A 23,451-nucleotide genomic window follows, 5' to 3' on the forward strand; every position below is an offset into this window, starting at 1 on the left:
CCTATTCTGGTTGTTGAAGCCGTGTGCACTATGCCGCGGCTTTTTTCCTTTTTATATCCTTACTTTTCTTAATTCTGACGGCGTCACGCCAAACCAACGTTTAATTGCGCGTCTAAAGTTTGGCAAATCATTGAAATCCAGAACTTTAGCCACCTGCGAGTTTGAGTAGCCTTGTTGCCCAATGCAGAAGCCTGCTTGTTGGCTCAGTACCCTATCTTTTAAGCAACTAAATTGACTGTTGTGCAATGCGAGTTTTCGTTTCAGTGTTGCACCACTGGTATTAAAGTAATTGGCGAGGTCTTCTAATGTTGCTCTGGGGTTGGCAATTAAAAATGATTCCGCATAGGCTAAAAAACCAATAGCGTTGCTGTTGGCTAAAGTTTTTATATCAGACTGGAGTGCCGGTATTGCGCTGTTTTGCCGCGATTGTAATGCTTCTTTGGAAATCACCACAGTAGTAAAATGGTGGCCGAATGACAATAGATTTGCACCTATGGCTTGATATTGTTCAATATATATTGGTGTTGTATACGGCAGTTGAAATTGCACTTGCGTATTTGCAAAGCGCCACTTTAAAAAGCCGTTGATTAAACTTAGCCACACTTCGAGCAAGAAGCGGTAAACGCTCGGCTGGAGTTCACTAATCGCAGGGTTGACTATTAAATGTATAGCCTTGTTTTGCGTAAACATTCGTACGCTAAAATATGGAAACAACTCACCTTGTAGTTGTTTGCAAGCGACAAGTAATGCTTTGAGATTACTGCAATGAAATAAATACGACGCATAGCGTGCACAGATACTGTGGAGTAAATGTTGTCCAAGCACAAAGCTGATGTCCTGTCCAAGGTGGCAAGTCATGACGTTTTTTATTGTTTGTTCTAGCTGCGAAAAGCTAGAGGCGTGATCTGGTTGTTCAAAATCACTGTGAAACAATTTGGTTCCCTTGAGTGCTTTGTCAGGGTGTATCCCGCGTTGTTTGGCAAGCTCTATTAGCGGTACTAGCAACTGATGGCTTGAGAGTTTTGATTCGCAAGTTTCAAAATAAAGCACTACGCTACCTGCTTATTGTGGTGCAACTGTTTGATTAAAAGTTCAAATATTTGTTTGCTTTGCATTGGCTGTGCGACTTCAATGCATGCGCAATGCAAAGTGTTTGGGTCAAGCGTAAGTAAGTTTTCATCGTATTGATAATGTATTTGTGCAGCTGCACATACTCTTTCTGTAATAGATTGGGCAGTATGAAGTGGAGTAGCGGGGTATAGGACAATGAACTTGTCACCCGCGTACCTGCAAGCTAAGTCACAACCGCGAATGTTTAACGTGATTAACTGGCCAGTATCACGTAGCAATAGCTCTCCTTTGGTAATACCGTGTTCGAAACAGAAGCGTCCATATGATTTTAAGTCCAAGATAGCAACGCAAAACTTTGTACCAGTATTAACTAGCTGTTCAATTTCAGTGCTAATTTGCTTTTCCATATACCGGGCACTATAAAGCCCTGTCACGTAGTCGGTAAATGTATGCTCGCGAAAGTGCCGCTCTTTTTTGAGCAGGGTTAAATTTAAATATGTCTGCTCTTGATACCACCAGTACATAGCAAAGCTCATAACAATCATGCCCAGCAACGCAGGAAAGGCCTCTAAGGAGCTTAGAGTTGGATGGATATGATCAAATGTAAAAAATTCATCGAGGCAGTCTAATAACAGTGAAATGAGCATTAAAGTAAGCCCGCCAGCAAGCGCTGTGGTGACGCGCCCAGTGGGGCGGCTTAACAACGTAGCGATAAGCCATACCAAAGACATAAATGCCAGACCTCCTTCGCCTAGCGCATCGAGAGTTTCTATGTGGGATGAGGGTTTATGCTCACCTAGATACACTGTGCACATTAAGGTTGCGGCGACCGATAATATGAGCAATAGCCACAAGTAAAAATGTCTAACTTTGTGAAAGGGAAATATCATGATTCAATGCTGAGCCTAGTGAGTATTATTGTTATGTTATTGCGGTTAAATTTCTTTAACAGGGTCAATTTAGCTCACTACTTTGACAGTTTTTTTAATATTAATAGCAATAATTGAGCAAAACATCACAAGGCGATTGTTTTCGACACTTTAAAGGGGGTGAAATTAGCTCAGTAATGCTTGGTTTATAGTGAAAAACTATTGAAATCAGTGTGTTCTAGGTGTGGGTGAAATAAATAATTCATAATGTACAGATAAGGTTTTTGCGATTTTTAGGGTGAACAATCAATACAATCTGTACGAGATAAATATGAAACATACACTACCGTTACCTTTTTCAAAGTCTCACAAAGCTGTGGCCATGCTGCTCGGTTTAATTGCAACCGGTGCCCAAGCCAATACCCTTCAGGGACAGATAGGAGATGCACAAAACAAAGCGCTGTTTGAAGGGGCACACGTTAAAATTGTTGAGCTAAACAAACAAGTGAGTTCGAGCCGAGATGGCCGCTTCATTTTTACACAAATACCTGCGGGAAACTACACACTTGAAGTGAGCTATATTGGTGCGCAATCTTATCGTCAAACAGTCAAAATCGACGATAAACAAGTAACCACTGTGTCTGTTGTGCTCGAACCACTAGACAGTGAGGTTGATAACATCATTGTTGTTGGGCAGCGAGCAGGCCAGGCTGGGGCACTTAACCGTCAAAAAAATGCAGATGGGATCATGACGATTGTCAGTGCTGATAGTATCGGCCAATTACCCGACCAAAATGCGGCGGAGGCCTTGCAGCGTTTACCTGGCATGTTTATTCAGCGTGACCAAGGTGAAGGGCGTTTTGTGGGGATCCGAGGTATCGATCCTGGATTGAACAACGTCTCCATTAATGGGGCAAATGTGCCCTCTCCAGAAGCAGGGATCCGTAGTGTCGCGATGGATGTGATACCTAGCGAGATTATACAAAGCTTAGAAGTCAGTAAAACGGTAACACCAGATATGGACGCAAGCGCCATCGGTGGCAGCATCAACGTTAAAAGCTTAAGTGCGTTTGATAGACAAGGGCAAAGTTATAGTTTCACAGCACAAGGTTCTCACAATGAGTTAGTGAATGAAACAAGTCCAAAACTCTCAGCAAGTTTTAGCGATATTTACGATTTAGCCACGAGTACACAGTTAGGAGTGGCAACAGCGGTTTCTTGGTTTGAGCGCAAGTTTGGATCTCACAATATGGAAACGGACGGTGGCTGGATGTTGCTAGAGCAGGAGAGTGCAGAAACAGGAGAGGACGTTGAGTTTTTTGGTGCCGAAGAAATAGAGCAGCGGCACTATCAAGTTAAACGCGAGCGATTAGGCGCGGCACTGAATCTGGATTTGCATCAAGGGGCGATGAATAAATACTATCTGCGCACACTTTATAGTGAATTTTCTGATGATGAATTCCGCAAGCGCAATGAGTATCGGTATGACAAGGGCAAATACCTAACTGCTGAGTCTAGTGACACTGCTGCCTATTTCTCTGATGCTGAAATGGACAGGGACACCAAAGATAGATATGAAGAGCAAAGTATTCTGTCAGTTGTGGCTGGTGCGGAGCACATTCTAAATAGTTGGTTTATTGAGTATAACCTTGGCTATTCTAAGTCAGATGAAGCTGAGCCGAATCGATTGGATGTTGATTTTGCAGCTGAAGCACTTACTTTGGGGTATGCGAGCCTAGGGGATACGCCCACTTTATCTCACCCACCTTCAGCACATGATCTCAGTCATTTCTCAATGGATGAAATTGTATGGGAAGACAACCTGAGTGAAGATGAAGCAATCAGTTTTAAGTTGGATATCAGCAAGGATTTTGTGCTTAACGGTTACAACGCACAGTTCAAGGCGGGGGTGAAATACTCTGACAGAGAAAAACTCAATCGCGTCAATGCCAAGGTTTATGACGGTGGCTTTGATGACATCACTGCGCAACAGTTTGCGATCGACAGTCCTGAATTTGATTTAGGCGATTTTGGTCCAGGTTTATCACGGCAAGGGATCAGGTCTTACTTTTCATCGAATCAAGCCGGCTTTGACCTAAACGTTTTGGAATCAGATATTGAAAGTAAGGGCAAAAGCTATACATCACAAGAAACCGTGTCTGCCCTGTATGCGATGTTGAGTTTAGATGTTGGCGATTTGAATGTGATTACCGGTCTAAGGTATGAAGACACAGAGTACGACACAGTTGGTAGTCGTGTAGAGCTACTTAAGAATGATATTGAGGATAGTGAGCGCGTCGCTATCACACCTTGGGAGGTAAGTAAAAATTACGACCACTTACTGCCTAACCTCACGATGCGATATGCCCATTCTGATTCGCTTATAACTCGCTTCGCATATACTCAGACCATTGCTAGACCTAGCTTTGGAGATGCTGCGGCTTTTCAATTATTAGAAAGCGAAACGACTTTGGATGACGACGTTGTACAAATTGAACGAAAAGGCGAAGTTGGAAATCCAAACCTTAACCCGTATGAAGCAAGTAACATTGATTTTTCTATCGAGTATTATCCAGGCAAGATAGGTGTGTTATCTGCGGGGTTATTTCACAAGAATATTGATAACTATATAGCTAAAAAGCAGGTACAAGATAATGGTCTTTGGGATGGATTTGAAGAAGTGATCCAATCGGTAAATGGTGGAGAAGCCGAGCTCAGCGGACTAGAATTGGCTTATACCAAAAATTTCGATAATGGCCTGATGATATCTGCGAATGGTACATTTATTGATGCTGATGATGCCCTGCCTAACCAGTCTGACACCGTTGCAAACCTCATGATTGGCTATGAAAGTAGCCTACTTAGTGCGCGATTGAGTAATAGCTACAAGAGTAAATCGTACATCATGACCGAAAATGATGGCCGTGTTTACCAAGATGCGCATAACCAAATTGACTTCAGTGTGAAGTATTACATCAGCGAGCAAACGCAAGTGTATTTCAATGCGCTCAACCTTACCGATGAACCCCTCTACGTGTACCACGCGCAACCGCGTTACAACTATCAATATGAAAGTTATGGTCGCTCGTATCAACTAGGTATTACCTTAAGCTCATTTTAATTTTTTATTCTAATAAACAATGGCGCTGTTTAGGCAACTAAGCAGCGAATACTCGATGAAGTTAACTTTCTCTCATATAGCAGTGTCAGCCCTATTGCTGAGCAGCACATTTTTGGTATCAGCTGAAGATACTATTTCGTTTTTGGCATTTGGTGATGGTGGATACCACCCTGATTACCCGAAAACCAAACATATTAAAAAACCCAAAAACAAACAGCAGTTTATTGCAGCAGAGAAGGCGGATTGGCTTGAAGACAACAGACCCATTGACGAGTTTGACCATGCGCCAATTTATGTTTATCCAGGCACCGAAATCGCGACAGAAGATACCGGTGCTGCGGCTGTAGGCTCTGCAATGGCGAAATTGTGCGAGCGTAAGCCCTGTGAGTTTGGCATACAACTTGGTGATAACATCTACCCAGATGGGGCTGACGCCAATGATGGAAAAGATGATCAAAAGCGCATGAATGATCTTATTTTAGGGCCACTAAAGCCACTATTTAAAAATAATAAGGATCTTATTGTTTACTCTGCGCTGGGCAATCATGACTGGAAAACATCCCGAAAAGGGGTAAAGCTTCAAACGGAGTGGATGGCAAAACAGCCTAATTTCCATATGGATGAGCGAGGCTACTATAGTTATAAAATCGGCGAGCCTGGCAATGATGTTGAGTTTTTTGTGCTCGATACCAACATGTTGTTATCTGGACAGCACTATTACGAGATCCCACTTAAACACGACGGTAGTGAACAAGGCCTTGCTTCAGCGTTGGCAAGCGGTGTCGCAGAAGTTGAAGACATAGAGGTGCACGAGTCTCCGGTGAATGGCGAAGACCACAAGCAACTAGTATGGTTAGCTGATGGTTTAAAATCATCGAAAGCAAAGTGGAAAATAGTCTACGGGCACCATATTTTGTGGTCAATTGGCGGCACTAAATATGACGAAGGACACGTGTTAAGACGGCTGATTTTACCTGAGTTATGTCAGTATGCAGACGCCTATATTGCAGGACATGAACATGACCTTGAACTACTTACGGATGATTGTTCTCGCGTTTTGCCGGGGAATAATAAGCCCAAACTGCCTTTAATTATTAGCGGAGCTGCGTCAAAAATGCGTGGAACTCACTCACCGTTTGCACAGCAACAAGAAAATCGTTACCCAGAGTATGATCTTATTTGGGCGAAAAGCTTCATTTGGGGCTTTGCGCATATTGAACTTGATAACCGCAGTGATCGCCTGAATGTCAGCTTTTATACCACACCGAAAGATAAATCAGGCTCGTTGCAGCCAGAAGCGAGTTTTTCTTTTAAGCATCGTAGTGACTAAGTAACAGGTTTATATTTAAAATAGGCTTATTAATTTAAAGTTTAATATATTTTAAGTGGTTGAGTTAATTGGTGTGTTTGTAGTTTGTTTTTGAACTGGATTAAATGGTGTGATTGGATACTATTATATTAATATGTTGATTTTTTCTTTGCTCTTTTTTTTCTTGTTGCTATTATCCTACGTGATTTTTGTTAATAAGGAAATGTTATGAAATTAATCAATAGTACGGTGTTAGCTTTTTCTTTGGTGTCTCTATCATCAATTGCTAATGAAGAAGCTTATCAAGTGAATCAAAGCCACTATTATCTAGGGGGAGTAGTAAAACATGCTCTGGCAAGTAGCCGAGCCTGTATTCATCCAAATGGTGGAAATATAAAGTTTAAGACTCAAAATGGTACTAATGTAGTGGTACATGGAGATTCATGCAATAGTATTGAAAGTCGAGTTTCTTGGTTTTATACATCCGAAAGACAAATTCGTTGGATGGGAGATAATGAGTCTGACTCATATAGAGCAGAGCGCACAGGTTTGTGTTGGGAACCCAAATTTCACACCAATAGCTATGGTGGTGTTAATAATAATACAGAGGTAGTTCTGCGACCATGCGATCCAAATAATCCATGGCAAAAATGGTCACTAGAGCGGTATGAATATGGTTCACCCGCTCAAATAAAAAATGATATGGCATACTCTTGTGTTCATATTAGTAAAGGTGGGTTTAATCCTAGAAATAATGACTCTTTAGTTATGTTCAATGAATGTAATATGGAATCTCGTTATATGTGGCATATCAGGTAATGGCTTTATTATAGAAAGTATTTTCTACTGAAAATTATCGAGTAGCCAAGAAATGATATCTAAGTCTGGGGAAAACTAAAAGTTCCCCAGCAACTTTTTAGATATCTTCTATAGATTTTTGTATTTAAACCCCTTGACCTCAATAGGAAATATGTGTGTGCAATATACTTGGTTAGGGCTCCAAATTTTATGCATTTTTAGGTCTGCGAAAAAACTCCATTAGTAACCAAATTAAGCCCCCTTCAGATACTGCTCTCTTTTATTGATAAAGGAAGCCACTTCGTAATAAATAGATTTAATATAAACTAATTAGCAATTAGACGTTAAGTTCAATTTGCTTGAATAGTATCGACATACATCATTTAGGTACAAGATTGAATATGATTTTTATGTAAACTACGCCGCGTGACAACCACTAGTATAGGAATAAGGAAATGAGATTAACAAGTTTAACTTTGGCTGTTATTGCGACTTTAGGCGTGACTTTGCCAAATAGTGCGAATGCGGAAGGGTTTATCAATTCTCCGGTACGTGTAGCGATTGACCGATTAGGTGTACCATGGGTACAAAAAGATGACTCGTTCGGATTGTGGAGAGAGAAAAAACTTCCCCACGGACAAAAAGCGATCGCGGCTTCAGGTGGGTACTTTCACTATCATTTTGGTACATCGCCCGATGACAAAGGTTATGCATTTTATGAAGGGGCAACATTTGCTATTTCAGAAAACGGCAACGCGTTTAGATACCAAAACTATGATTGGCAGTCAGTGACTGGTTGCTGGGGGGCAACAGACGTCAGTTCGTTCACCGTTGACCATGTATATTGTGTAAATGGTGATGGAAGCCTTAAAAAGTTTAACGACAAGAGTGGCAGCTTTGAAGGCTATTTCCGTATTGATAATGAAGTGATCACTAAAATTGACGTTGCACTAGGTGGCGTGATTTGGGCAATCACAGAAAGTGACAAGTTGTTTAAGTACGATGGAGTTAAATGGACACAGCAAAAAGTGGCTTGTGGCAACTTGTGCTCTTTGGTAGACATTGCTGTTGGTGGTGGCCAAGTTTACGTTGTTGCCAGTGTTTATGGAAGCAATGATGGCCCTCAAAGTGTGTATACCTTGAACAATGGTGAACTTGCAAAATTCGGCTCTTTCTACAATATCGACGTCGATAGAGAAGGGGTAATTTGGGCTATTTCAAACTATACACGCACGCTGTTTTATAAGCGCCCTGGCATGACACAGTTTGTTGAAGATCCACAAATGAGTTTTAAAGTATCTAACAATATTGGTAGTTAATTGCTCCATATATAGCTCAACAAAAAGGTGACCTAAGTACAGTCACCTTTTTTAATTTAGGGTGCTATCAAGTCCTGGTGAGCCAATTGAGACTGTCACCAAAAAAGCAGTTGGTGTTTGTTCATATCAGCTTCACCTCCCTAATATATCGTTAGTCGACTCTCAAACGTTTTTATTATGTAAAAATCACATACAATATACAGGATGTAACACATGACCAGAGCTTGGCATAAAGCCATACTTTTTACAGGCGCGTCACTAATTTTTTCGGGCAATGCCCAAACTCTTAATGTATCAACTGAAAATAAGGCGCCGCAGCAACTAGTGAGCAGTGAGCAAACATTTAGCTATGAATTTAAATTGGAAATCGGTGACTGGGTATCCTATGACGTAACAGCTACGCTGGTTGAAGGTGAACCGGGCGAAGTAATCTATTACGATGCTTATAGTCAACCAACTTATAAAATCGTGCTCATAGGCAATATTGAAAAGTCTGAAAAGTTGGGAATAATTGGAACCGTTAAACACTCAATCCAAAAATATGCCCACGGGCAATGGACAGAGTTACTTGCCCCGGAAATGACATATCGCAATAAAAAACGAGGCGCCTTAGAAGTATATAATGACGATATGCTCAGAATATCGCTATCAGGTATTGTTGATGCTGAAAATCTATAATTCTAGACATAAATATTTGTAATTTGAACCACAGAGAGTAGACGTTAGTATCATTGAAACCCACTATGCTAGCTCTACTTTCGTGCCGTTTACACGTGTTACAATGTTTACTATTCATAACAATATTATTGAGCTGCTTTGCATTCTTATACGATATGTAATGTGAGTATTTGTTATCTTACTTTTTTAACTAGGTTTAGGTCATTGACCTGCGTTTATGGCTTTTATGAAAAATTTATGATGCGTTGTAACCAAGTGTTTTAAAAGATAAAATAAACACTGACTTGAACTGTGTCTTGCAGAGCCAATGAGCTTTTCAGGATATAACGCTATGTAAGTACTCGGATACAAGATTAATGAAAAAAGCAATTTTTACGCTCGCCATCGGCGACAACCCAATGTATCAGGCTGCCTTGAAGAGCTTCGAACTCTACGCTGATAGAGTCGGTGCAGATTTGATCGTATCAAAAAGCTTACATTACAAAATTGACATTGCTGAACCTGCATATCACGCATCGCCAGCTTGGACAGAAAAGCTGCGTATTGGAGAGTTGCTAAAAGAGTACGATAGGGTGCTTTACCTTGACTCTGACGTGTTAATTAAGCCGAATGCAAAAGACTTATTTGATCTATACCCAGATCGTGATACGACTTATTGGCTTAACGAGGGGGCATTAAAAAATCGCGAATCAGATATTAAGCTAGTGACTGATGTACTCGGAAATGTATCTTGGCCACGTACTGAAGAGGGAGCGGTATATTACAACGCCGGCGTCATCCTCGCTTCAAAGGAGTCTGGCTTATTTTCAAAAACTAGTTTGGAAGACCTACAAAAACTGTGCAATAAGATATCCTTTTACGAACAAAGCTATTTCAACTATTGCATACATAAGCATGGACTAAAGCACCAAAGCATCGACAAAGCATTTAATCGAATGGATATGTTTGGCAAAGAAAACTATCTAGAAGCAGATTTTATTCATTATGCTGGTAAGGGATACGCTAAAACCAGTAGGCGTCGCGATGTGCAATTTTTAAAGGATTTTTCAGAGATTTATAAAGATATTATACCAAGCAACGAAATCAACGAGCTCAAAGATGATGCGTGGCAAGCCTACTTAAAGGTGATCTACAAAAAATATCCACTGCCTAACTTTTTAATAAAGCTGTTTAGTGAGCGTTTTGTACCGAGGTAAATTGCTCTATAACTGAATTTGATAGGTGAGAAAGAGTAGGTACTCTATTGTTGTACTGTCATGCATAGCACACCTTTTGATGGTACTCCAACAAATACTGGCAGATCACCTCATAGCGATACCTTTAAAAACATGGGTAATCATGGCTCAGAAATAGCGCGGCTAGCGAGGATCGGCTTTTTAAAACCTCATGTATCTGTTTGAGAAGGATTACATTTAATTAGCATCTTTATCAAATCATTGTTTCCAACTTTGCAAATGTCTTTGCAAAAGCACCGCAAGCACTTCCAGATAACGCAATTATTCATCTGATTAGTATGGTTACAGGTTTTGTGCTTCTGTTTGCTATCGTACTTTTACTTAAATCTAAAAAGGCAATACGATGCTTGTCATACACTGTATTGATAAGTGCTTCTAACGCATTTAATTGTCGAGGCGATTGAAAGCGAGTGAGGTGGCTGGACTATATACGCCCCTTCACAGTCGGCCATATAGAGCGCACCTTATTGATAGCAAATAAGTCAATTTAGGCTTTACTGACATTGGCAGTCAGTATCAATGCAGAGGTGTGCGCTGAGCGAGCTCTCAAAGCCTGTAATTTACATAAAAAGAGTATGGAAAAGTAGGAGTTTATCGAGAAGGGAAGTGTGGTAAGAAGCTAGAGTAGTGCAGTAAAGAGAGACTATTACTGCACTGATTCTAAACAGACTAAGAAGTCTTCTTTTGACGGCTGACTAAACAATATGAGCCGTCTTTGGTACTGGTCATATAGCCAACAAAGTTTTCATCTCTTTTATGAGAAAAAACATGTGTATGGTCGTTTAATTTGCCTTTAAATAGCCACTTCTTGAATACTTCCTCACGTACCACAATACATGGGTTTTTAACAGCAAAGCTCTCTTTATAAGTAACTTCACAGTGTTGATCACTGTGAGACATAGAAAAAGTGATATGGCTTTGTCTATCTTTATATTCAAGTACACCCGTAACCAACAAGGTTTCAAACTCATTTTTGCTGGTTTGATTTGAAACGAGTAGGCGATGTTTCTTTGAACCAATAACGTCCTCTGCCATGGTTTTTAATTCACTGTGGCAGTTCTTGACATTATATTTTTCGATGATCGTTTCAATCGAGTTTTTTGCAACAACCTGAGTGCTTGTTAGCAATAGGGCCGCTATGAATAACTTGTGCTTCATAGTAGCTCCTTAATTTGTGCTGCAAGCTCATTTGGCGTTGTTGTATGACTCATTGCGGTGATTAAATCGCCTTCTTTATTGATGATATAAAATCTTGAAGCATGTGCTACAGAGTACTCCATAAACGACTCTTCAAGGTTTTGGTCATCATAATAAACGCCATATAATCCACCAACTTCTTTAGTTTGTTCAGCGCTGCCAGTTAAACCGGTAATACGCTCGTGAAAGTAGTCGGTATATTCCTTTAAATCTTCTACTGTATCACGCGCAGGGTCTACTGTGACAAGTAAGCCCTGCACCTGATCAAGCCCTTGTTTCTCAAGACGCATGAATGCATTTGTCATTACCGCGAGTGAGTTAGGGCATACCTCTGCACAAGATAAGTAGCCGAAGTACATAACGACAACTTGGCCTTGATAGTCAGAGAGTGAAACAGGACCGGCATAGCTTTGCAGCGTAAAATCGCCACCTAATTCATCGAAAGATTTTCTCGTTTCATTAAAGTCTTTAGTGGTCGTAGCTAAATAAAACCAAATTAGTCCAATAATACCAAGAAAAGACAAAATCCAATGTAAGTGAGCGGGCTTAAACTGCTTCATAACTCTACCTTGCTGTCACATATGAGGTTGGGTCAATGTGAGCAAAATCAACAGACATCAAGACGCTCATAGAGGTAATGGCTACGAGTGATAGAATAAACACGCGTTTAGCCCAAGTATGATTGTCCATGCGATGGAAGTCGAAAATAGTGCTCAATAGCCAGACCAATCCAATAATAAACGTAAGAGATGCGAAAATGGCACCAACGTAGTTTAATGTGAATAGTGAAAGTGCAAGTACAGTAAAGGCAACAATGAAGCCAATCATGTGTTTTCTAGCAACTTCAACACCACTGACGATTGGTAGTACTGGAATATTAGCATCTTTGTAGTCTTTGAATCGGTAAATAGCAATTGCATAAGAATGCGGGATTTGCCAAATACAGAAGATCGCCAAGATTACAACGGCACCAATATCAAATTGACCATTAACGGCACAGTACCCCATTACAGGAGGACAAGCGCCTGAAATACTGCCAACAAAAGTACCGTATATCGATTTTCTCTTATAGTAGAGCGTATATAGACCTACGTATACAACGAAGCCAAGTACGCCAAAATAAAAGCTCATCATAGATGCATACAGTGCTAATGAGGCGAAACCTACGCAACCCAAAAGGGTTGCATAGGCCAAAGCTTTGGTTACCGAAATAGACTCTAAGAGTGGCTTTCGGTACTTTGTGCGTGACATCAACTGGTCGATGTCACGGTCAATCACATTATTAAAAACACAACCAGAGGCGATGATACACACCGTACCCACTATCATTGCTGTAAACGTAACGAAATCAATATTACCTTTGGCTGCGAGCACGTAGCCCGCAACCGCAGTGATTAAGTTACCAAAGATAATGCCTGGTTTTGTAATTAACAGGTAACTTCTTAACATTTTAATGTCCCATGAGCATGTTGTGATTTAGGTGCTCCATAATCCAAATGGAGCCAATCACAACTATGGCCACTGTCAACACAATAAACGCGGCTGAAGTAGTGTTCCATATTTGCTCAGAAGATGAGTTCATGTGTAAGAAAAATACAAGTTGTACAAATAGCTGTGCAATTGCTGTAACTAAGATGACACCAAGCGTTAACGCTGGAGATGCCAAATCATACATTACAACTAAAAACGGAATAGCAGTTAGTACAAGAGATAGAAGTAAACCTATCGTGTACTCTTTAACGCTACCGTGAGCTGCACCGCCAGTGCCATGTTCGTTATTAGTGTGGCCCATTACATCACTCCTACTAAGTACACAACGCTAAATACACAGATCCAGATGATGTCTAGGAAGTGCCAGAATAAACTTAGGCAAGAAAGTCTTACTAGGTTGTCTTCTGTAAATCCGTCACGTTTGAAGTGAACGAATAGAACAAGCATCCAGATGATACCACCAAATACGTGCAGACCGTGCGTAGCTACTAGTGCATAAAATGCAGACCAATAACCACTTGTCTGAGGTGTTGCACCAAGCGTACTGAAGTGCCAGAACTCATACAGTTCTAAGCCAAGGAAACCAAGGCCAAGTAGTAATGTGATGACCAACCAAGTGATCATGCCTTTCATCTTGCGCTGGTTGGCTTGAAGCATTGCCATACCAAACGTGAAACTACTGAATAGTAGGAACGCAGTACCAACTGCAACTAGATTAAGGTCAAATAACTCTTTTGGTGTTGGGCCGCCAGCGAAGCCGCCACTTAGTACTGCATATGTTGCAAACAATGTTGCGAACAAAATACAGTCACTCATGATGTATATCCAGAATCCGAATATAGTATCACCACCGGTATCATGATGATCATGATCATCGTGGTGATCATGAACGTCGTTTGCGATTACGTGATCGTTTGACATAGTTTAAAACTTTCCTCTACTTGCCATTGTTAGCTGCGTGTTCTGCAACAGCTGCCAAGTGCTTTGACTCGATTTCTTCAACTTGGTCGACTTGTACGTAGTAGTCTTTGTTGCGATCAAATGAATACGCAATCCAAGAAGCTACGATACCGACGAAGCTAGCTATAACCATCCACCAGATGTGCCATACGAAACCGAAACCTAAAGTTAGTGAGAATGCACTGATCACAAAGCCAGCCCATGTGTTTGATGGCATGTGGATCTTTGAGTACTTCTCAGGCTTTTGGTAAGCAATACCATGCTCTTTCTTGTAATGATGCTCATCACGGTCATGGATCTTAGGTAGCTTAGCGAAGTTGTAGAACGGAGGTGGTGACGAAGTCGCCCACTCAAGCGTACGGCCATTCCAAGGATCGCCTGTAACGTCCATATTTTGCTTACGGTTCTTGAAGCTGATGAAGCCCATGTAGAACTGAACAGCGATACCAGCTGCTACGATAAATGCACCAACCATTGCAACGATTAGCAACGGAGTCCACTCTGGGTTGTCGTAGTAGTTAAGACGACGAGTCATACCGTTGAAACCAAGGATGTATAGCGGCATGAACGCAACGAAGAAACCGATTGTCCAAAGCGCACAAGAAAGCTTGTTAAGTTTCTCATCAAGCATCCAACCAGTCGCTTTAGGCCACCAGTAAGTAAGACCTGCGAAGTAACCAAATACTGCACCACCAATGATTACGTTGTGGAAGTGTGCAATTAGGAACAAGCTGTTGTGAAGTACGAAGTCAGCTGCAGGAACAGCTAGCATTACACCTGTCATACCACCAATGGTGAAGGTGAATAGGAAGCTACATGTCCACCACATTGATGCTGTGAACTCAACACGGCCTTTATACATAGTAAATAGCCAGTTGAAGATCTTAACTCCGGTTGGGACGGCTATGATCATGGTGGCGATACCGAAGAAGGCATTTACACTTGAACCTGCACCCATGGTGAAGAAGTGGTGTAGCCATACAACCATTGCTAGAACCATGATAACCGCTGTTGCCCATACAAGAGATGTATAACCAAACAAACGCTTACGAGAGAATGTCGCTGCAACCTCAGAGAAGATACCGAACGCAGGTAGAATTAGAATGTAAACTTCTGGGTGACCCCATGCCCAAATGAGGTTTACGTACATCATTTGGTTACCACCAAGGTCATTAGTGAAGAAGTTTGTACCTAGGTATCTATCAAGCGTTAGTAGCGTGATAGTTACTGTTAGAATAGGGAACGAAAGAATGATTAGTACGTTTGCACATAGAGAAGTCCATGTGAATACTGGCATTTGCATAAGCTTCATGCCTGGCGCACGCATTCTGATGATAGTAACGAAGAAGTTAACACCAGTTAGTAGGGTACCGATACCAGAGATCTGAAGTGCCCAGAGCCAATAGTCGACCCCGACCCAGGGACTGTATTCAATACCTGAAAGCGGTGGATATGCCAACCAACCAGTCGCTGCGAATTCACCAAGGAATAGTGAAATATTAACTAGTAGTGCACCAACTACGAACAACCAGAAGCTCAGAGAGTTCAGGAATGGGAAGGCAACGTCACGCGCGCCAATTTGCAGTGGTACAACGATGTTCATCAAGCCAACAACCAAAGGCATGGCTACGAAGAAAATCATAATTACACCGTGAGCAGTAAAGATCTGGTCATAGTGTTCAGGAGGGAGATAACCCGCACCCACGCTATCGGCGGTTGCCAATGCTTGGTGAGTACGCATCATAATTGCATCCGCGAAACCGCGGACCAACATCACAATCGCTGCGATGACATACATGATACCAATTTTTTTATGGTCTACAGATGTGAACCATTCTTCCCAAAGGTATCTCCACTTACCCATTTTAGTGATAAGTGCGAATAGGAATAAACCGCCAAGTATTGCACAGATCATTACTGGCAGAATTACAGGGTCATGAACAGGAATAGAATCCCAGGTCAGTTTACCCGTGAGCGGATCCGGATCTGTGATTATGGTAGCTTTACTTGCCATTTTGAACCCCAGTGTATTTCTCTATGGTTTTCTTAAAGTGCAGAGGGTCAACATCCGAGTAGTAAACTACCGGATTGTCTTTTGATTTCTCGCTAAGCGCTTTGTAAGTAGGTTCGTCTAGTACATGCTCTGAAGCTTTAACTTTGTTAACCCAAGCATCGAAGCCTGCTTGATCTACAGAGTGTGTTTTGAACTTCATACCTGAGAAACCAAAACCGCTGTAGTTTGCAGACATGCCTCTGAATGTACCTTCTTCAGATGCCATCAGGTTAAGTCTATTTTCCATACCAGCCATCGCGTAAATCTGGCTTCCCAATCTTGGAATAAAGAATGAGTTCATCACAGTGTCTGACGTGATTAAAAACTCAACCGGTGTATTCACTGGGATTGAAATTTCGTTGACGGTTGCGATCTGCTGCTCTGGATAGATAAATAGCCATTTCCAGTCCATCGCAACAACTTGAATAGTCAATGTGTCTTCGTCTTTACCTAGCGGCTTACGCGGGTCTAGGTCGTGAGACGTGACATATGTGAAATATGCAAGTGCAGCAATGATCAAACAAGGCACAATCCAAACAACAAGTTCGATTTTTGTTGAGTGTTCCCACGACGGCTTGTACTCAGCGTTTTTATTGCTAGTACGATACTTGTACGGGAAGTAAATAGACATAAATAATACAGGGATTATTACAATAAGTAATAAAGCCACAGAGATTATAATCAGGTCTTTCGCCTGTTCACCAATTGGCCCCGCAGGGTCAAAAAGAGCAAGCTCACAACCTGTTAGAAGAAACGCCATCGTAAAAACCATTACGAGTGACAAGGACTTTTTCAGCATATTCAACCTACTTGATATCGCGGGTAATTACCCCATTACCTGCCTGAATAAATTAACGAGATTAATGCAATTGAGAACTGTTTCCATTTACACCCCTCTCGGAGGGGAATGTTATAGGGAATACAGCCAAAATTCAAGGATGTCTTGAGCTAGATCAATACGTACGAATTGCAAATTTAGATGTTTTTTGAGCAATTTATGTCTAGACTTCGTAATGACACCGTCAAAAATAATTCTGGAGCGTGCGATATGAAGAGATTATTTTATTCCACTGATAGCCTAGACGACGCAGAAATGATTTCGAATGAGGTACATGAACTGGGTATCGATGATCACCATTTTTACGTACTATCGCGGGATGAAAATGGTATTGAAACCCATCATTTACATGGCTCAACTCAAATAGAAAAAACCCAAATCTTGTCAGCTAGAAAGCGAGCGTTCTTACTTGCTGGCATCACCGCGTTGGCCCTGATCACATTTATGTATTTTTTTACTGACTGGACAAATAAATTTTTGTTACAAGCACTGGCCGCAAGCATCATAGGTGGTTTTGTCGTCATGCTAATTGTTAGGCTTGCTGGTAAGTCATTCGATGAATATTTCCAAATCTTAGTCAATGAGCACCTCGATGCAGGCGATGTTATCATAATTATCGATGTCAAAAAGTCACAAACACATATTGTAGAGACCCAGTTAGAAGGGCATCCTAAAGCCCAATTTATTGCTGATAGTTCAAATTTGTCGTCACCCATTCCAGATTAAAACGAGAAAGTTTGGTGCAAATAGTGGTGATAAACTTTGGAGAATGAAAAAGTTATCACCACTCGTAGCATCAAATCGTGATTGCAGCTTTATGCTGCCGAGCTTATTCCCTTGTCAGAGGGGTCTTCATTGACCTCTTTTATTTTCGGCAGTGGGTTCCTAGAGCCTACCGCTTCTTCAATGGAGTTAAAGCCATCCGCCTTTAGCAGTTTAACAAGACCTCGATTGATTTCGCTGATATTTTGTGGACCGTCAAATATTAAAGTCGAAATCATGTGCAATATGCTTGCACCTGAGGTGATCTTTTCGTACGCATCTTTTGCCGTGAATACACCCCCAACACCTATAATAGTCAATTCTCCACGAGTTCTTCGATAAACATGCCTGATCACATTTGTGGAGATCCTCTGAAGTGGTAAACCGCTCATCGCGCCTTTATGGAAAGGTAGTTCGTCTTTTACGTACTCTTGATTAAATTTAGGTTTTGCAAGGTTTGTCAAAACTACACCATCCATTTTGTGCTCAACACAGGCGTCTACAATGATATTAATTTCTTCAAGAGTCATATCTGCCGCTAGTTTTACATAAATAGGTCTATCTTCGACCCTGTGCTCGTTTACTGCAATTAGTAATGCATCTAAATTGGCTTTGTCGACAAATGGTTCGCCATCTTGGGTATTAGGGCAGCTGATATTAATCGTGTAGTAATCCCCAATATCTTTAAAGAGCTTCATTGTTTTGGTGTAGTCATCGATTGAGTCATTAAGGTCAAACTCTGGGGTAATATTTGACTTGGCAGCATTGATACCAACTTTTAATTTGCCAAAGTTGACGCCTTTTAATCGAGATGAAATTTTTTCAGCACCTTGGTTATTTAGTCCGTACCACACTAAGATTGATTTTGATTTAACCATTCTAAACAGACGTTTACCCGGGTTACCTGGACAAACTTCACCAGTAAACGATCCAAGCTCTGCCAAGCCAAAGCCAATCGATGGGTAAATTTTGGTTAATTCGCCGTCTTTGTCAAAGCCTGCAGATAAACCTAATGGGTTTCTATATTTGATACCGTCAACTTCAATATTCAGACTGCGGTGTCCATAGTTGAAGAAAAGCGAGGTGAACCAGCGAGTTAGAAAGTTTGAGCCCAATATAACGCCTACACGTTTGAACATGTAGTGCGCGTCTTCTGGGTCCATCAGGAAGATCAGCGGACGAACCGCTCTGTACAGTAGCTTTAACACAAAGTTACGAATGCCGATGATAAGGCGCATTTTCAACCTCCAAATTTGTCATCGATTGTTGTTGTTGGGTGCTTTCACAAGCACATCTGGTAACTCATGCTTTTTAGCTTATGATCTTTAAATAATAATAGCAATAAGAATTATTATCATTTAAAATGTGGTAATGAATTTATGGAGGTGCTAATGAAAAAGCTGATGTTAAAACTCTTGGGTACGCAAGTTGCCAAGCCGATAACACGAAACATAGTGGAGCCTATTTGGCAAAGTACAGGGGAAGTGTTTTATTTATTGAATACTTTGCAGTTGAGGTATGAGTCTCGCTACGGCACTGTGTCTGTTGAATCGTTTAACATAAATGCTTTTACTCATGGTGCCACAGATCCGCTCCAGAAGCTTGTTAGGGAGTTTGGTAAGGAGTTTACTGTATCCGTCTGTGCTGTGGCTTGGGAGCGCTACGGCAATCAAACACGAGTCAAAGCGATAGACAACGCGGCTGTTTTTAGGTTTAACCAAGCACTAGACTCGCCAACGCAAGTACTTTTTCAACATCAGTTTTGCTTAGCAGATGAAATAAATAGAAGTGATGTAAATATATCTAGAAGTGTCGGAGTATTTAAATACTATAACATTCAAATTAATGAGTTTATTAATCAATTAATGGAAGCAAATAAACGCATCAATCATGATAAAGTCAAACGCCATGGTATAACTGGTGAAAACTTCCATAAAGATATCTTTGGCAGGTTGTCGATGGCGTAAAGGTGAGTGTTAGAGGAGTGGGCAGAGTAGAAGCCACTCCTCAATGGGTTATTGGTCGTCGTATGTGGCAACCTCTTGTTCTATTACAACAAGTTCAACCCCCGCCATTGCAAACATATCTCTCGTTTCTTGGGCTGCATGATATCGTTTTTTAGCAACAACTTTTGAAATGCCACAACTGATTATCAGCATTGCACAAACACGACATGGCTCCATTGTGCAGTACAATGTAGCACCGTCTAAAGGTACACCATACCTTGCGGCCTGACAGATAGCATTTTGTTCTGCATGGATGGTCCGTACACAGTGTTGTCGTGTGGTCCCATCACTATCAGTCACCTGCTTCATCAAATGGCCAACATCATCACAGTGTGGTAAACCAGAGGGAGAGCCCACGTAACCTGTTGATATTATTCTTTTATCTTTAACTATAATACAGCCTGATTTGCCCCGATCACAGGTGGCTCTCTGGCCAACACTGTCAACTAAATCAATGAAGTATTCATCCCAATCTGGTCTCATTGCTTATGCCTTTAATACTACGTTTATAATGATAGTATACGCAGTATTGGCAATAATTCGAAGCCTAACTTTGATATCAAACAAAGAACTAATATACTTTAATCTTGTTAAACTTACAGTAAATGTGGGAGTGCTGTTTTTTTGTGCCTTATTAATTATTATAAGTCTTTTTAAAAAAGTAATTTATTATGACTTTTTAGTTATTAAATAGGGCGTTACTCTTGAATAATAAACCCTTGGTTCTTGCGGCATCGTCAAGTTTTATAGCTGCGTTACTGCATATAGGTTGTATTATATTTGGCGCACCTTGGTATCGCTTTTTGGGTGCTGGAGAGCATGGCCGAAGCGGGCAGAGTTGAGCCAGTAGTAATGACGTCATTTATTGCTGGTGTGCTTTTTATATGGGGAATTTTTGCATTGTCAGGAGCGGGTGTTACCCGTCGCTTACCACTTTTAAAGACAGTCATATTTTTGGTTGCAATTATGCTTATCGGTCGCGGTATTGCATTCCCTGTAATCATGCCTATGTTTCCAAGTAACTCATTGACATTTTGGCTTGTTAGTTCAGCACTATGTTTACTTATGGGGGTGAGCTACGCATAGGGTGGATCCTTCAAAAACAACCAGTAAAAAGCTAGATTTATATTTGTCAATGTATGAAAAGGTTCATTTACCCTTTAATTATCTCCTCCCTTCCGCGTGTATCCACAATTACCGCCTATATTGAGATTTGGCACTAAACTTGATGCTTCGTTGTGCTGGCTTTACTGGCCAGCGTAAAGCTGTATTTAAACAGGTTTTTAAATGGGTTTTGACCTACAACCTGTGTGAATCTTACCAAAACGGTGCAGCACGCACTAAAAGGGGGCAATAATGAACTATTATGAAGTTAATTTCGATGGACTCGTGGGGCCTACACACAACTATGCAGGTCTTTCGTATGGAAATGTTGCTTCAAAAGCGAACGCAAAAAAATTTTCAAATCCGAAGCAAGCTGCTTTGCAAGGGTTGGGAAAGATGTTTGCACTATCACAACTTGGACTGCATCAAGGGGTGCTAGCACCAAATGCACGGCCTGACCTAAAGACTTTGCGCTCTCTAGGATTTGCAGGAAGTGATAAGCAAGTCATTGTAAAAGCCGCTCAAGTAGAGCCGCAATTGTTGAAAGCCTGTTATTCGGCGTCTTCTATGTGGACAGCCAATGCTGCGACGATCTCCCCAAGTTGCGATACACAAGACAATAAAGTGCATTTTACACCAGCAAACCTTAGCAATAAGCTGCACCGAGCCATTGAAGCTGATACGACGGCGCGCATTCTACAGTCAGTGTTCCACGATGAGGCTTTTTTTGTTCACCACAGTCCATTACCTCAGCACCCTCTTTTTGGTGACGAGGGGGCGGCAAACCATACTAGACTGGCAGACTCATACAACCACGCCGGCTTAGCTGTGTTTGTGTATGGTCAAGATAATCGTAGTGAAGTCCGGCCCACTAAATTTCCAGCAAGGCAAACTCGTCAAGCCAGCGAAGCTGTCGCGCGCAGTCACATGTTAAACCCAGATAATTGCCTTTTTATTCAGCAAAATCCAAACGTGATAGATCAAGGAGTATTTCATAACGATGTGATAGCAATAGGAAATGAAAACGTTTTCTTGTTTCATGAACAAGCTTTTTATGAGCAACAAGCTGCCGTTAAACACATTCGAGATGCGTATAAGGGAAGTCGCCCATTGCACTTAATTGAAGTATCTGAGGCTGATGTTAGCGTGGAAGACGCTGTTCAAAGTTACATCTTTAATAGTCAGTTAGTTAGCTTACCAAATGGTGGAATGGCCATAATTGCACCAAGCGAATGTCAAAAGGTTGATAGTGTAGAGTCCTACTTGAGCGCACTAAAGCAAGCGAGCACCCCAATCAATGAAGTCATTTATTTGGACGTCAAACAAAGCATGCAAAATGGCGGGGGCCCTGCATGTTTGCGGTTGAGGGTAGTTTTGTCTGAGCAGGAACTTAAAGCAAGCAACCAGTCTTGCTTGCTAGATGAAACCCTGTATCACACACTCTGTCTATGGGTTGAGAAACACTACAGAGACCACTTATCTGAGTATGACTTGGCAGATCCTCAATTACTTACCGAAAGCTACACTGCTTTAGACGAACTCAGCCAAATTTTAGCTCTGGGCTCTGTTTATGATTTTCAAAGAGTTTAGTGCTTAACTGAAGGAGACAGCGCACATACGGTGCGCTCAACTATATTGTTTATAAAAGTCGGATAAAACCTGATAATTATAAAGACTGAATAACTAAACTGATGTTATTATGGGCAAGTTATAGCTTTCGAAAAGAACTCTAAAAGTTTGCAGCTGTACTGGGCTAAACGCTAAGTACGACCATTCTAATAAAAAAGTAGTTATTCATTATGTACGATTCACTTCTAATGACTTTGCAAAGTTTAAGCTTTGTTGGCTTATTACTGGTTATGATGTTTTTAGCCAAATGGTTATATAACTTCACAACACCTTACGATACCTTTCATGAAATATTGATTAAGAAAAATAGTGCGCTTGCGACATCAGTCGCTGGCTATATTGTCGCCGTTGCTATTATATTTTGCGCTGTGTTAATGGGCCCAAGTGCTGGATTGGTCAATGATTTATTGGCTGTAGCTGGTTACTGTTTTGTCGGCATGGTAATGCTGCTTATCTCAAGAGTTATCAACGATAAGCTAATTTTGCACGCATTTTGTAATAAAAAGCAGTTAATCGAAAAGCAGAATGTTTCGACGGGTGCTGTACAAGCTGCGAGTTATATTGCCAGTGCGCTTTTAATTGGCGCCTCCTTACATGGGGAAGGAGGGTGGATGTCTGCAATTGTATTTTATGTCTTGGGTCAGATAACCTTGGTTGTGTTCGCGCGCGTATACGATTTGTTGACTGATTATAATTTGATGACGCAATTGGAGTCGGGCAACAATGCCGTAGCGGCAACATTTTCAGCAACATTAGTTGCCTTGGGCATGGTGTTATTGCACGCTTTAGTTGGTGAATTCGAAAACTGGCAGTCAAGTATTACTTTATTTGCTCAAGATGCGGTTATCGGCTTTGTCGTACTCCCGTTGGCTCGTTTGTTCATTGATAAAGTGTTATTCCCATCTGTGTGTATAGATAAGGCAGTTGGTGAAGAGCATAATATGTCAGTGGCCTTGGTCGAAGGTGGTGTCGCTTTATCTGTTGCCAGCGTGATTGTGGTTGTGCTCTAGA

The 23,451-nt window shown here is 41.2% G+C and carries 22 protein-coding genes; 11 read left to right on the forward strand and 11 right to left on the reverse strand.

Going from position 1 to position 23,451, the window contains the following annotated elements; genetic code table 11:
- Window positions 1-51: 51 nt before the first annotated feature.
- Window positions 52-1,050, reverse strand: coding sequence for a helix-turn-helix domain-containing protein (locus J8M00_RS05740; protein ID WP_211009382.1), 999 nt, complete (start codon window positions 1,048-1,050; stop codon window positions 52-54).
- A complete protein-coding gene (locus J8M00_RS05745; RefSeq protein WP_211009383.1) occupies window positions 1,050-1,961 on the reverse strand; it encodes a GGDEF domain-containing protein in 912 nt (303 codons plus the stop codon). The genes J8M00_RS05740 and J8M00_RS05745 overlap by 1 nt, the downstream gene beginning before the upstream one ends.
- A 310-nt stretch (window positions 1,962-2,271) precedes the next feature.
- On the opposite strand from J8M00_RS05745, the gene J8M00_RS05750 reads away from it, so the two are divergent.
- From J8M00_RS05750 to J8M00_RS05775, 6 genes are all read left to right on the forward strand, one after another.
- The gene (locus tag J8M00_RS05750) at window positions 2,272-5,061 is read left to right on the forward strand and encodes a TonB-dependent receptor (protein WP_211009384.1); all 2,790 of its coding nucleotides are present in this window, start codon (window positions 2,272-2,274) and stop codon (window positions 5,059-5,061) included.
- 55 nt (window positions 5,062-5,116) lie between these two features.
- Window positions 5,117-6,391, forward strand: coding sequence for a metallophosphoesterase (locus J8M00_RS05755; RefSeq protein ID WP_211009385.1), 1,275 nt, complete (start codon window positions 5,117-5,119; stop codon window positions 6,389-6,391).
- Window positions 6,392-6,598: 207 nt separating this feature from the next.
- Entirely contained in the window at window positions 6,599-7,189 is a 591-nt protein-coding gene (locus J8M00_RS05760) for a hypothetical protein (protein ID WP_211009386.1), read from the forward strand.
- A 434-nt stretch (window positions 7,190-7,623) separates the two neighbouring features.
- A complete protein-coding gene (locus J8M00_RS05765) occupies window positions 7,624-8,487 on the forward strand; it encodes a hypothetical protein (RefSeq protein ID WP_211009387.1) in 864 nt (287 codons plus the stop codon).
- A gap of 213 nt (window positions 8,488-8,700) precedes the next feature.
- Entirely contained in the window at window positions 8,701-9,165 is a 465-nt protein-coding gene (locus J8M00_RS05770) for a hypothetical protein (RefSeq protein ID WP_211009388.1), read from the forward strand.
- A 356-nt stretch (window positions 9,166-9,521) separates the two neighbouring features.
- Window positions 9,522-10,361 (forward strand): glycosyltransferase, encoded by an 840-nt coding sequence (locus J8M00_RS05775; protein ID WP_211009389.1) that lies wholly within the window; start codon window positions 9,522-9,524, stop codon window positions 10,359-10,361.
- A 708-nt stretch (window positions 10,362-11,069) separates the two neighbouring features.
- Here J8M00_RS05775 and J8M00_RS05780 read toward each other — a convergent pair.
- Genes J8M00_RS05780 through cyoA form a run of 7 tightly spaced genes read right to left on the reverse strand, consistent with a single transcriptional unit; the run spans window position 11,070 to window position 16,861 of the window.
- Window positions 11,070-11,558 carry a hypothetical protein gene (locus J8M00_RS05780; RefSeq protein WP_211009390.1) on the reverse strand — a complete coding sequence of 163 codons (489 nt, stop codon included), beginning with the start codon at window positions 11,556-11,558 and terminating at the stop codon, window positions 11,070-11,072.
- Window positions 11,555-12,157 carry an SCO family protein gene (locus J8M00_RS05785; protein ID WP_023399251.1) on the reverse strand — a complete coding sequence of 201 codons (603 nt, stop codon included), beginning with the start codon at window positions 12,155-12,157 and terminating at the stop codon, window positions 11,555-11,557. Before J8M00_RS05785 ends, J8M00_RS05780 begins: the two co-directional genes overlap by 4 nt.
- A 4-nt stretch (window positions 12,158-12,161) precedes the next feature.
- Entirely contained in the window at window positions 12,162-13,046 is an 885-nt protein-coding gene (gene cyoE / locus J8M00_RS05790) for a heme o synthase (RefSeq protein ID WP_023399252.1), read from the reverse strand.
- 1 nt (window position 13,047) lies between these two features.
- Entirely contained in the window at window positions 13,048-13,389 is a 342-nt protein-coding gene (gene cyoD / locus J8M00_RS05795; RefSeq protein ID WP_023399253.1) for a cytochrome o ubiquinol oxidase subunit IV, read from the reverse strand.
- Window positions 13,389-14,009, reverse strand: coding sequence for a cytochrome o ubiquinol oxidase subunit III (gene cyoC, locus J8M00_RS05800; RefSeq protein WP_023399254.1), 621 nt, complete (start codon window positions 14,007-14,009; stop codon window positions 13,389-13,391). The genes cyoD and cyoC overlap by 1 nt, the downstream gene beginning before the upstream one ends.
- A 16-nt stretch (window positions 14,010-14,025) precedes the next feature.
- The gene (gene cyoB, locus J8M00_RS05805; protein ID WP_023399255.1) at window positions 14,026-16,062 is read right to left on the reverse strand and encodes a cytochrome o ubiquinol oxidase subunit I; all 2,037 of its coding nucleotides are present in this window, start codon (window positions 16,060-16,062) and stop codon (window positions 14,026-14,028) included.
- Window positions 16,052-16,861, reverse strand: coding sequence for a ubiquinol oxidase subunit II (gene cyoA, locus J8M00_RS05810; RefSeq protein ID WP_247687236.1), 810 nt, complete (start codon window positions 16,859-16,861; stop codon window positions 16,052-16,054). Before cyoA ends, cyoB begins: the two co-directional genes overlap by 11 nt.
- 288 nt (window positions 16,862-17,149) lie before the next feature.
- Here cyoA and J8M00_RS05815 point away from each other — a divergent pair, with 288 nt between their 5' ends.
- The gene (locus tag J8M00_RS05815) at window positions 17,150-17,665 is read left to right on the forward strand and encodes a hypothetical protein (RefSeq protein WP_023399257.1); all 516 of its coding nucleotides are present in this window, start codon (window positions 17,150-17,152) and stop codon (window positions 17,663-17,665) included.
- A gap of 89 nt (window positions 17,666-17,754) precedes the next feature.
- Here the strand turns inward: J8M00_RS05815 and J8M00_RS05820 are convergent, their stop codons facing one another.
- On the reverse strand, window positions 17,755-18,939 hold the full coding sequence (locus tag J8M00_RS05820) for a quinone-dependent dihydroorotate dehydrogenase (RefSeq protein ID WP_211009392.1): 1,185 nt from the start codon (window positions 18,937-18,939) through the stop codon (window positions 17,755-17,757).
- A gap of 153 nt (window positions 18,940-19,092) precedes the next feature.
- Between J8M00_RS05820 and J8M00_RS05825 the strand changes: the two genes are divergently transcribed.
- The gene (locus tag J8M00_RS05825; protein ID WP_211009393.1) at window positions 19,093-19,668 is read left to right on the forward strand and encodes a hypothetical protein; all 576 of its coding nucleotides are present in this window, start codon (window positions 19,093-19,095) and stop codon (window positions 19,666-19,668) included.
- Window positions 19,669-19,716: 48 nt separating this feature from the next.
- Here J8M00_RS05825 and J8M00_RS05830 read toward each other — a convergent pair whose 3' ends face one another.
- Window positions 19,717-20,190 carry a deoxycytidylate deaminase gene (locus tag J8M00_RS05830; RefSeq protein WP_023399260.1) on the reverse strand — a complete coding sequence of 158 codons (474 nt, stop codon included), beginning with the start codon at window positions 20,188-20,190 and terminating at the stop codon, window positions 19,717-19,719.
- Window positions 20,191-20,526: 336 nt separating this feature from the next.
- On the opposite strand from J8M00_RS05830, the gene J8M00_RS05835 reads away from it, so the two are divergent.
- The 3 genes from J8M00_RS05835 (at window position 20,527) to J8M00_RS05845 (ending at window position 23,450) form a co-directional block, all read left to right on the forward strand.
- Window positions 20,527-20,793, forward strand: coding sequence for a hypothetical protein (locus tag J8M00_RS05835; RefSeq protein WP_348772544.1), 267 nt, complete (start codon window positions 20,527-20,529; stop codon window positions 20,791-20,793).
- Window positions 20,794-21,063: 270 nt separating this feature from the next.
- Window positions 21,064-22,401: an N-succinylarginine dihydrolase gene (astB, locus tag J8M00_RS05840; RefSeq protein WP_211009394.1), complete on the forward strand. Its 1,338-nt coding sequence runs from the start codon at window positions 21,064-21,066 to the stop codon at window positions 22,399-22,401.
- 209 nt (window positions 22,402-22,610) lie between these two features.
- On the forward strand, window positions 22,611-23,450 hold the full coding sequence (locus J8M00_RS05845; RefSeq protein ID WP_211009395.1) for a DUF350 domain-containing protein: 840 nt from the start codon (window positions 22,611-22,613) through the stop codon (window positions 23,448-23,450).
- Window position 23,451 lies beyond the last annotated feature (1 nt).

This window comes from Pseudoalteromonas luteoviolacea, assembly GCF_018100925.1.
Taxonomy (GTDB): Bacteria; Pseudomonadota; Gammaproteobacteria; order Enterobacterales; family Alteromonadaceae; genus Pseudoalteromonas; species Pseudoalteromonas obscura.

Coding starts and splice junctions, on each gene's coding strand:
- J8M00_RS05745 (WP_211009383.1), bottom strand. CDS start 1,961: ATGATATTTCCCTTTCACAAAGTTAGACATTTTTACTTGTGGCTATTG.
- J8M00_RS05750 (WP_211009384.1), top strand. CDS start 2,272: ATGAAACATACACTACCGTTACCTTTTTCAAAGTCTCACAAAGCTGTG.
- J8M00_RS05755 (WP_211009385.1), top strand. CDS start 5,117: ATGAAGTTAACTTTCTCTCATATAGCAGTGTCAGCCCTATTGCTGAGC.
- J8M00_RS05760 (WP_211009386.1), top strand. CDS start 6,599: ATGAAATTAATCAATAGTACGGTGTTAGCTTTTTCTTTGGTGTCTCTA.
- J8M00_RS05765 (WP_211009387.1), top strand. CDS start 7,624: ATGAGATTAACAAGTTTAACTTTGGCTGTTATTGCGACTTTAGGCGTG.
- J8M00_RS05770 (WP_211009388.1), top strand. CDS start 8,701: ATGACCAGAGCTTGGCATAAAGCCATACTTTTTACAGGCGCGTCACTA.
- J8M00_RS05775 (WP_211009389.1), top strand. CDS start 9,522: ATGAAAAAAGCAATTTTTACGCTCGCCATCGGCGACAACCCAATGTAT.
- J8M00_RS05780 (WP_211009390.1), bottom strand. CDS start 11,558: ATGAAGCACAAGTTATTCATAGCGGCCCTATTGCTAACAAGCACTCAG.
- J8M00_RS05785 (WP_023399251.1), bottom strand. CDS start 12,157: ATGAAGCAGTTTAAGCCCGCTCACTTACATTGGATTTTGTCTTTTCTT.
- cyoE (WP_023399252.1), bottom strand. CDS start 13,046: ATGTTAAGAAGTTACCTGTTAATTACAAAACCAGGCATTATCTTTGGT.
- cyoD (WP_023399253.1), bottom strand. CDS start 13,389: ATGGGCCACACTAATAACGAACATGGCACTGGCGGTGCAGCTCACGGT.
- cyoC (WP_023399254.1), bottom strand. CDS start 14,009: ATGTCAAACGATCACGTAATCGCAAACGACGTTCATGATCACCACGAT.
- cyoB (WP_023399255.1), bottom strand. CDS start 16,062: ATGGCAAGTAAAGCTACCATAATCACAGATCCGGATCCGCTCACGGGT.
- cyoA (WP_247687236.1), bottom strand. CDS start 16,861: ATGGCGTTTCTTCTAACAGGTTGTGAGCTTGCTCTTTTTGACCCTGCG.
- J8M00_RS05815 (WP_023399257.1), top strand. CDS start 17,150: ATGAAGAGATTATTTTATTCCACTGATAGCCTAGACGACGCAGAAATG.
- J8M00_RS05820 (WP_211009392.1), bottom strand. CDS start 18,939: ATGCGCCTTATCATCGGCATTCGTAACTTTGTGTTAAAGCTACTGTAC.
- J8M00_RS05825 (WP_211009393.1), top strand. CDS start 19,093: ATGAAAAAGCTGATGTTAAAACTCTTGGGTACGCAAGTTGCCAAGCCG.
- J8M00_RS05830 (WP_023399260.1), bottom strand. CDS start 20,190: ATGAGACCAGATTGGGATGAATACTTCATTGATTTAGTTGACAGTGTT.
- J8M00_RS05835 (WP_348772544.1), top strand. CDS start 20,527: ATGGCCGAAGCGGGCAGAGTTGAGCCAGTAGTAATGACGTCATTTATT.
- astB (WP_211009394.1), top strand. CDS start 21,064: ATGAACTATTATGAAGTTAATTTCGATGGACTCGTGGGGCCTACACAC.
- J8M00_RS05845 (WP_211009395.1), top strand. CDS start 22,611: ATGTACGATTCACTTCTAATGACTTTGCAAAGTTTAAGCTTTGTTGGC.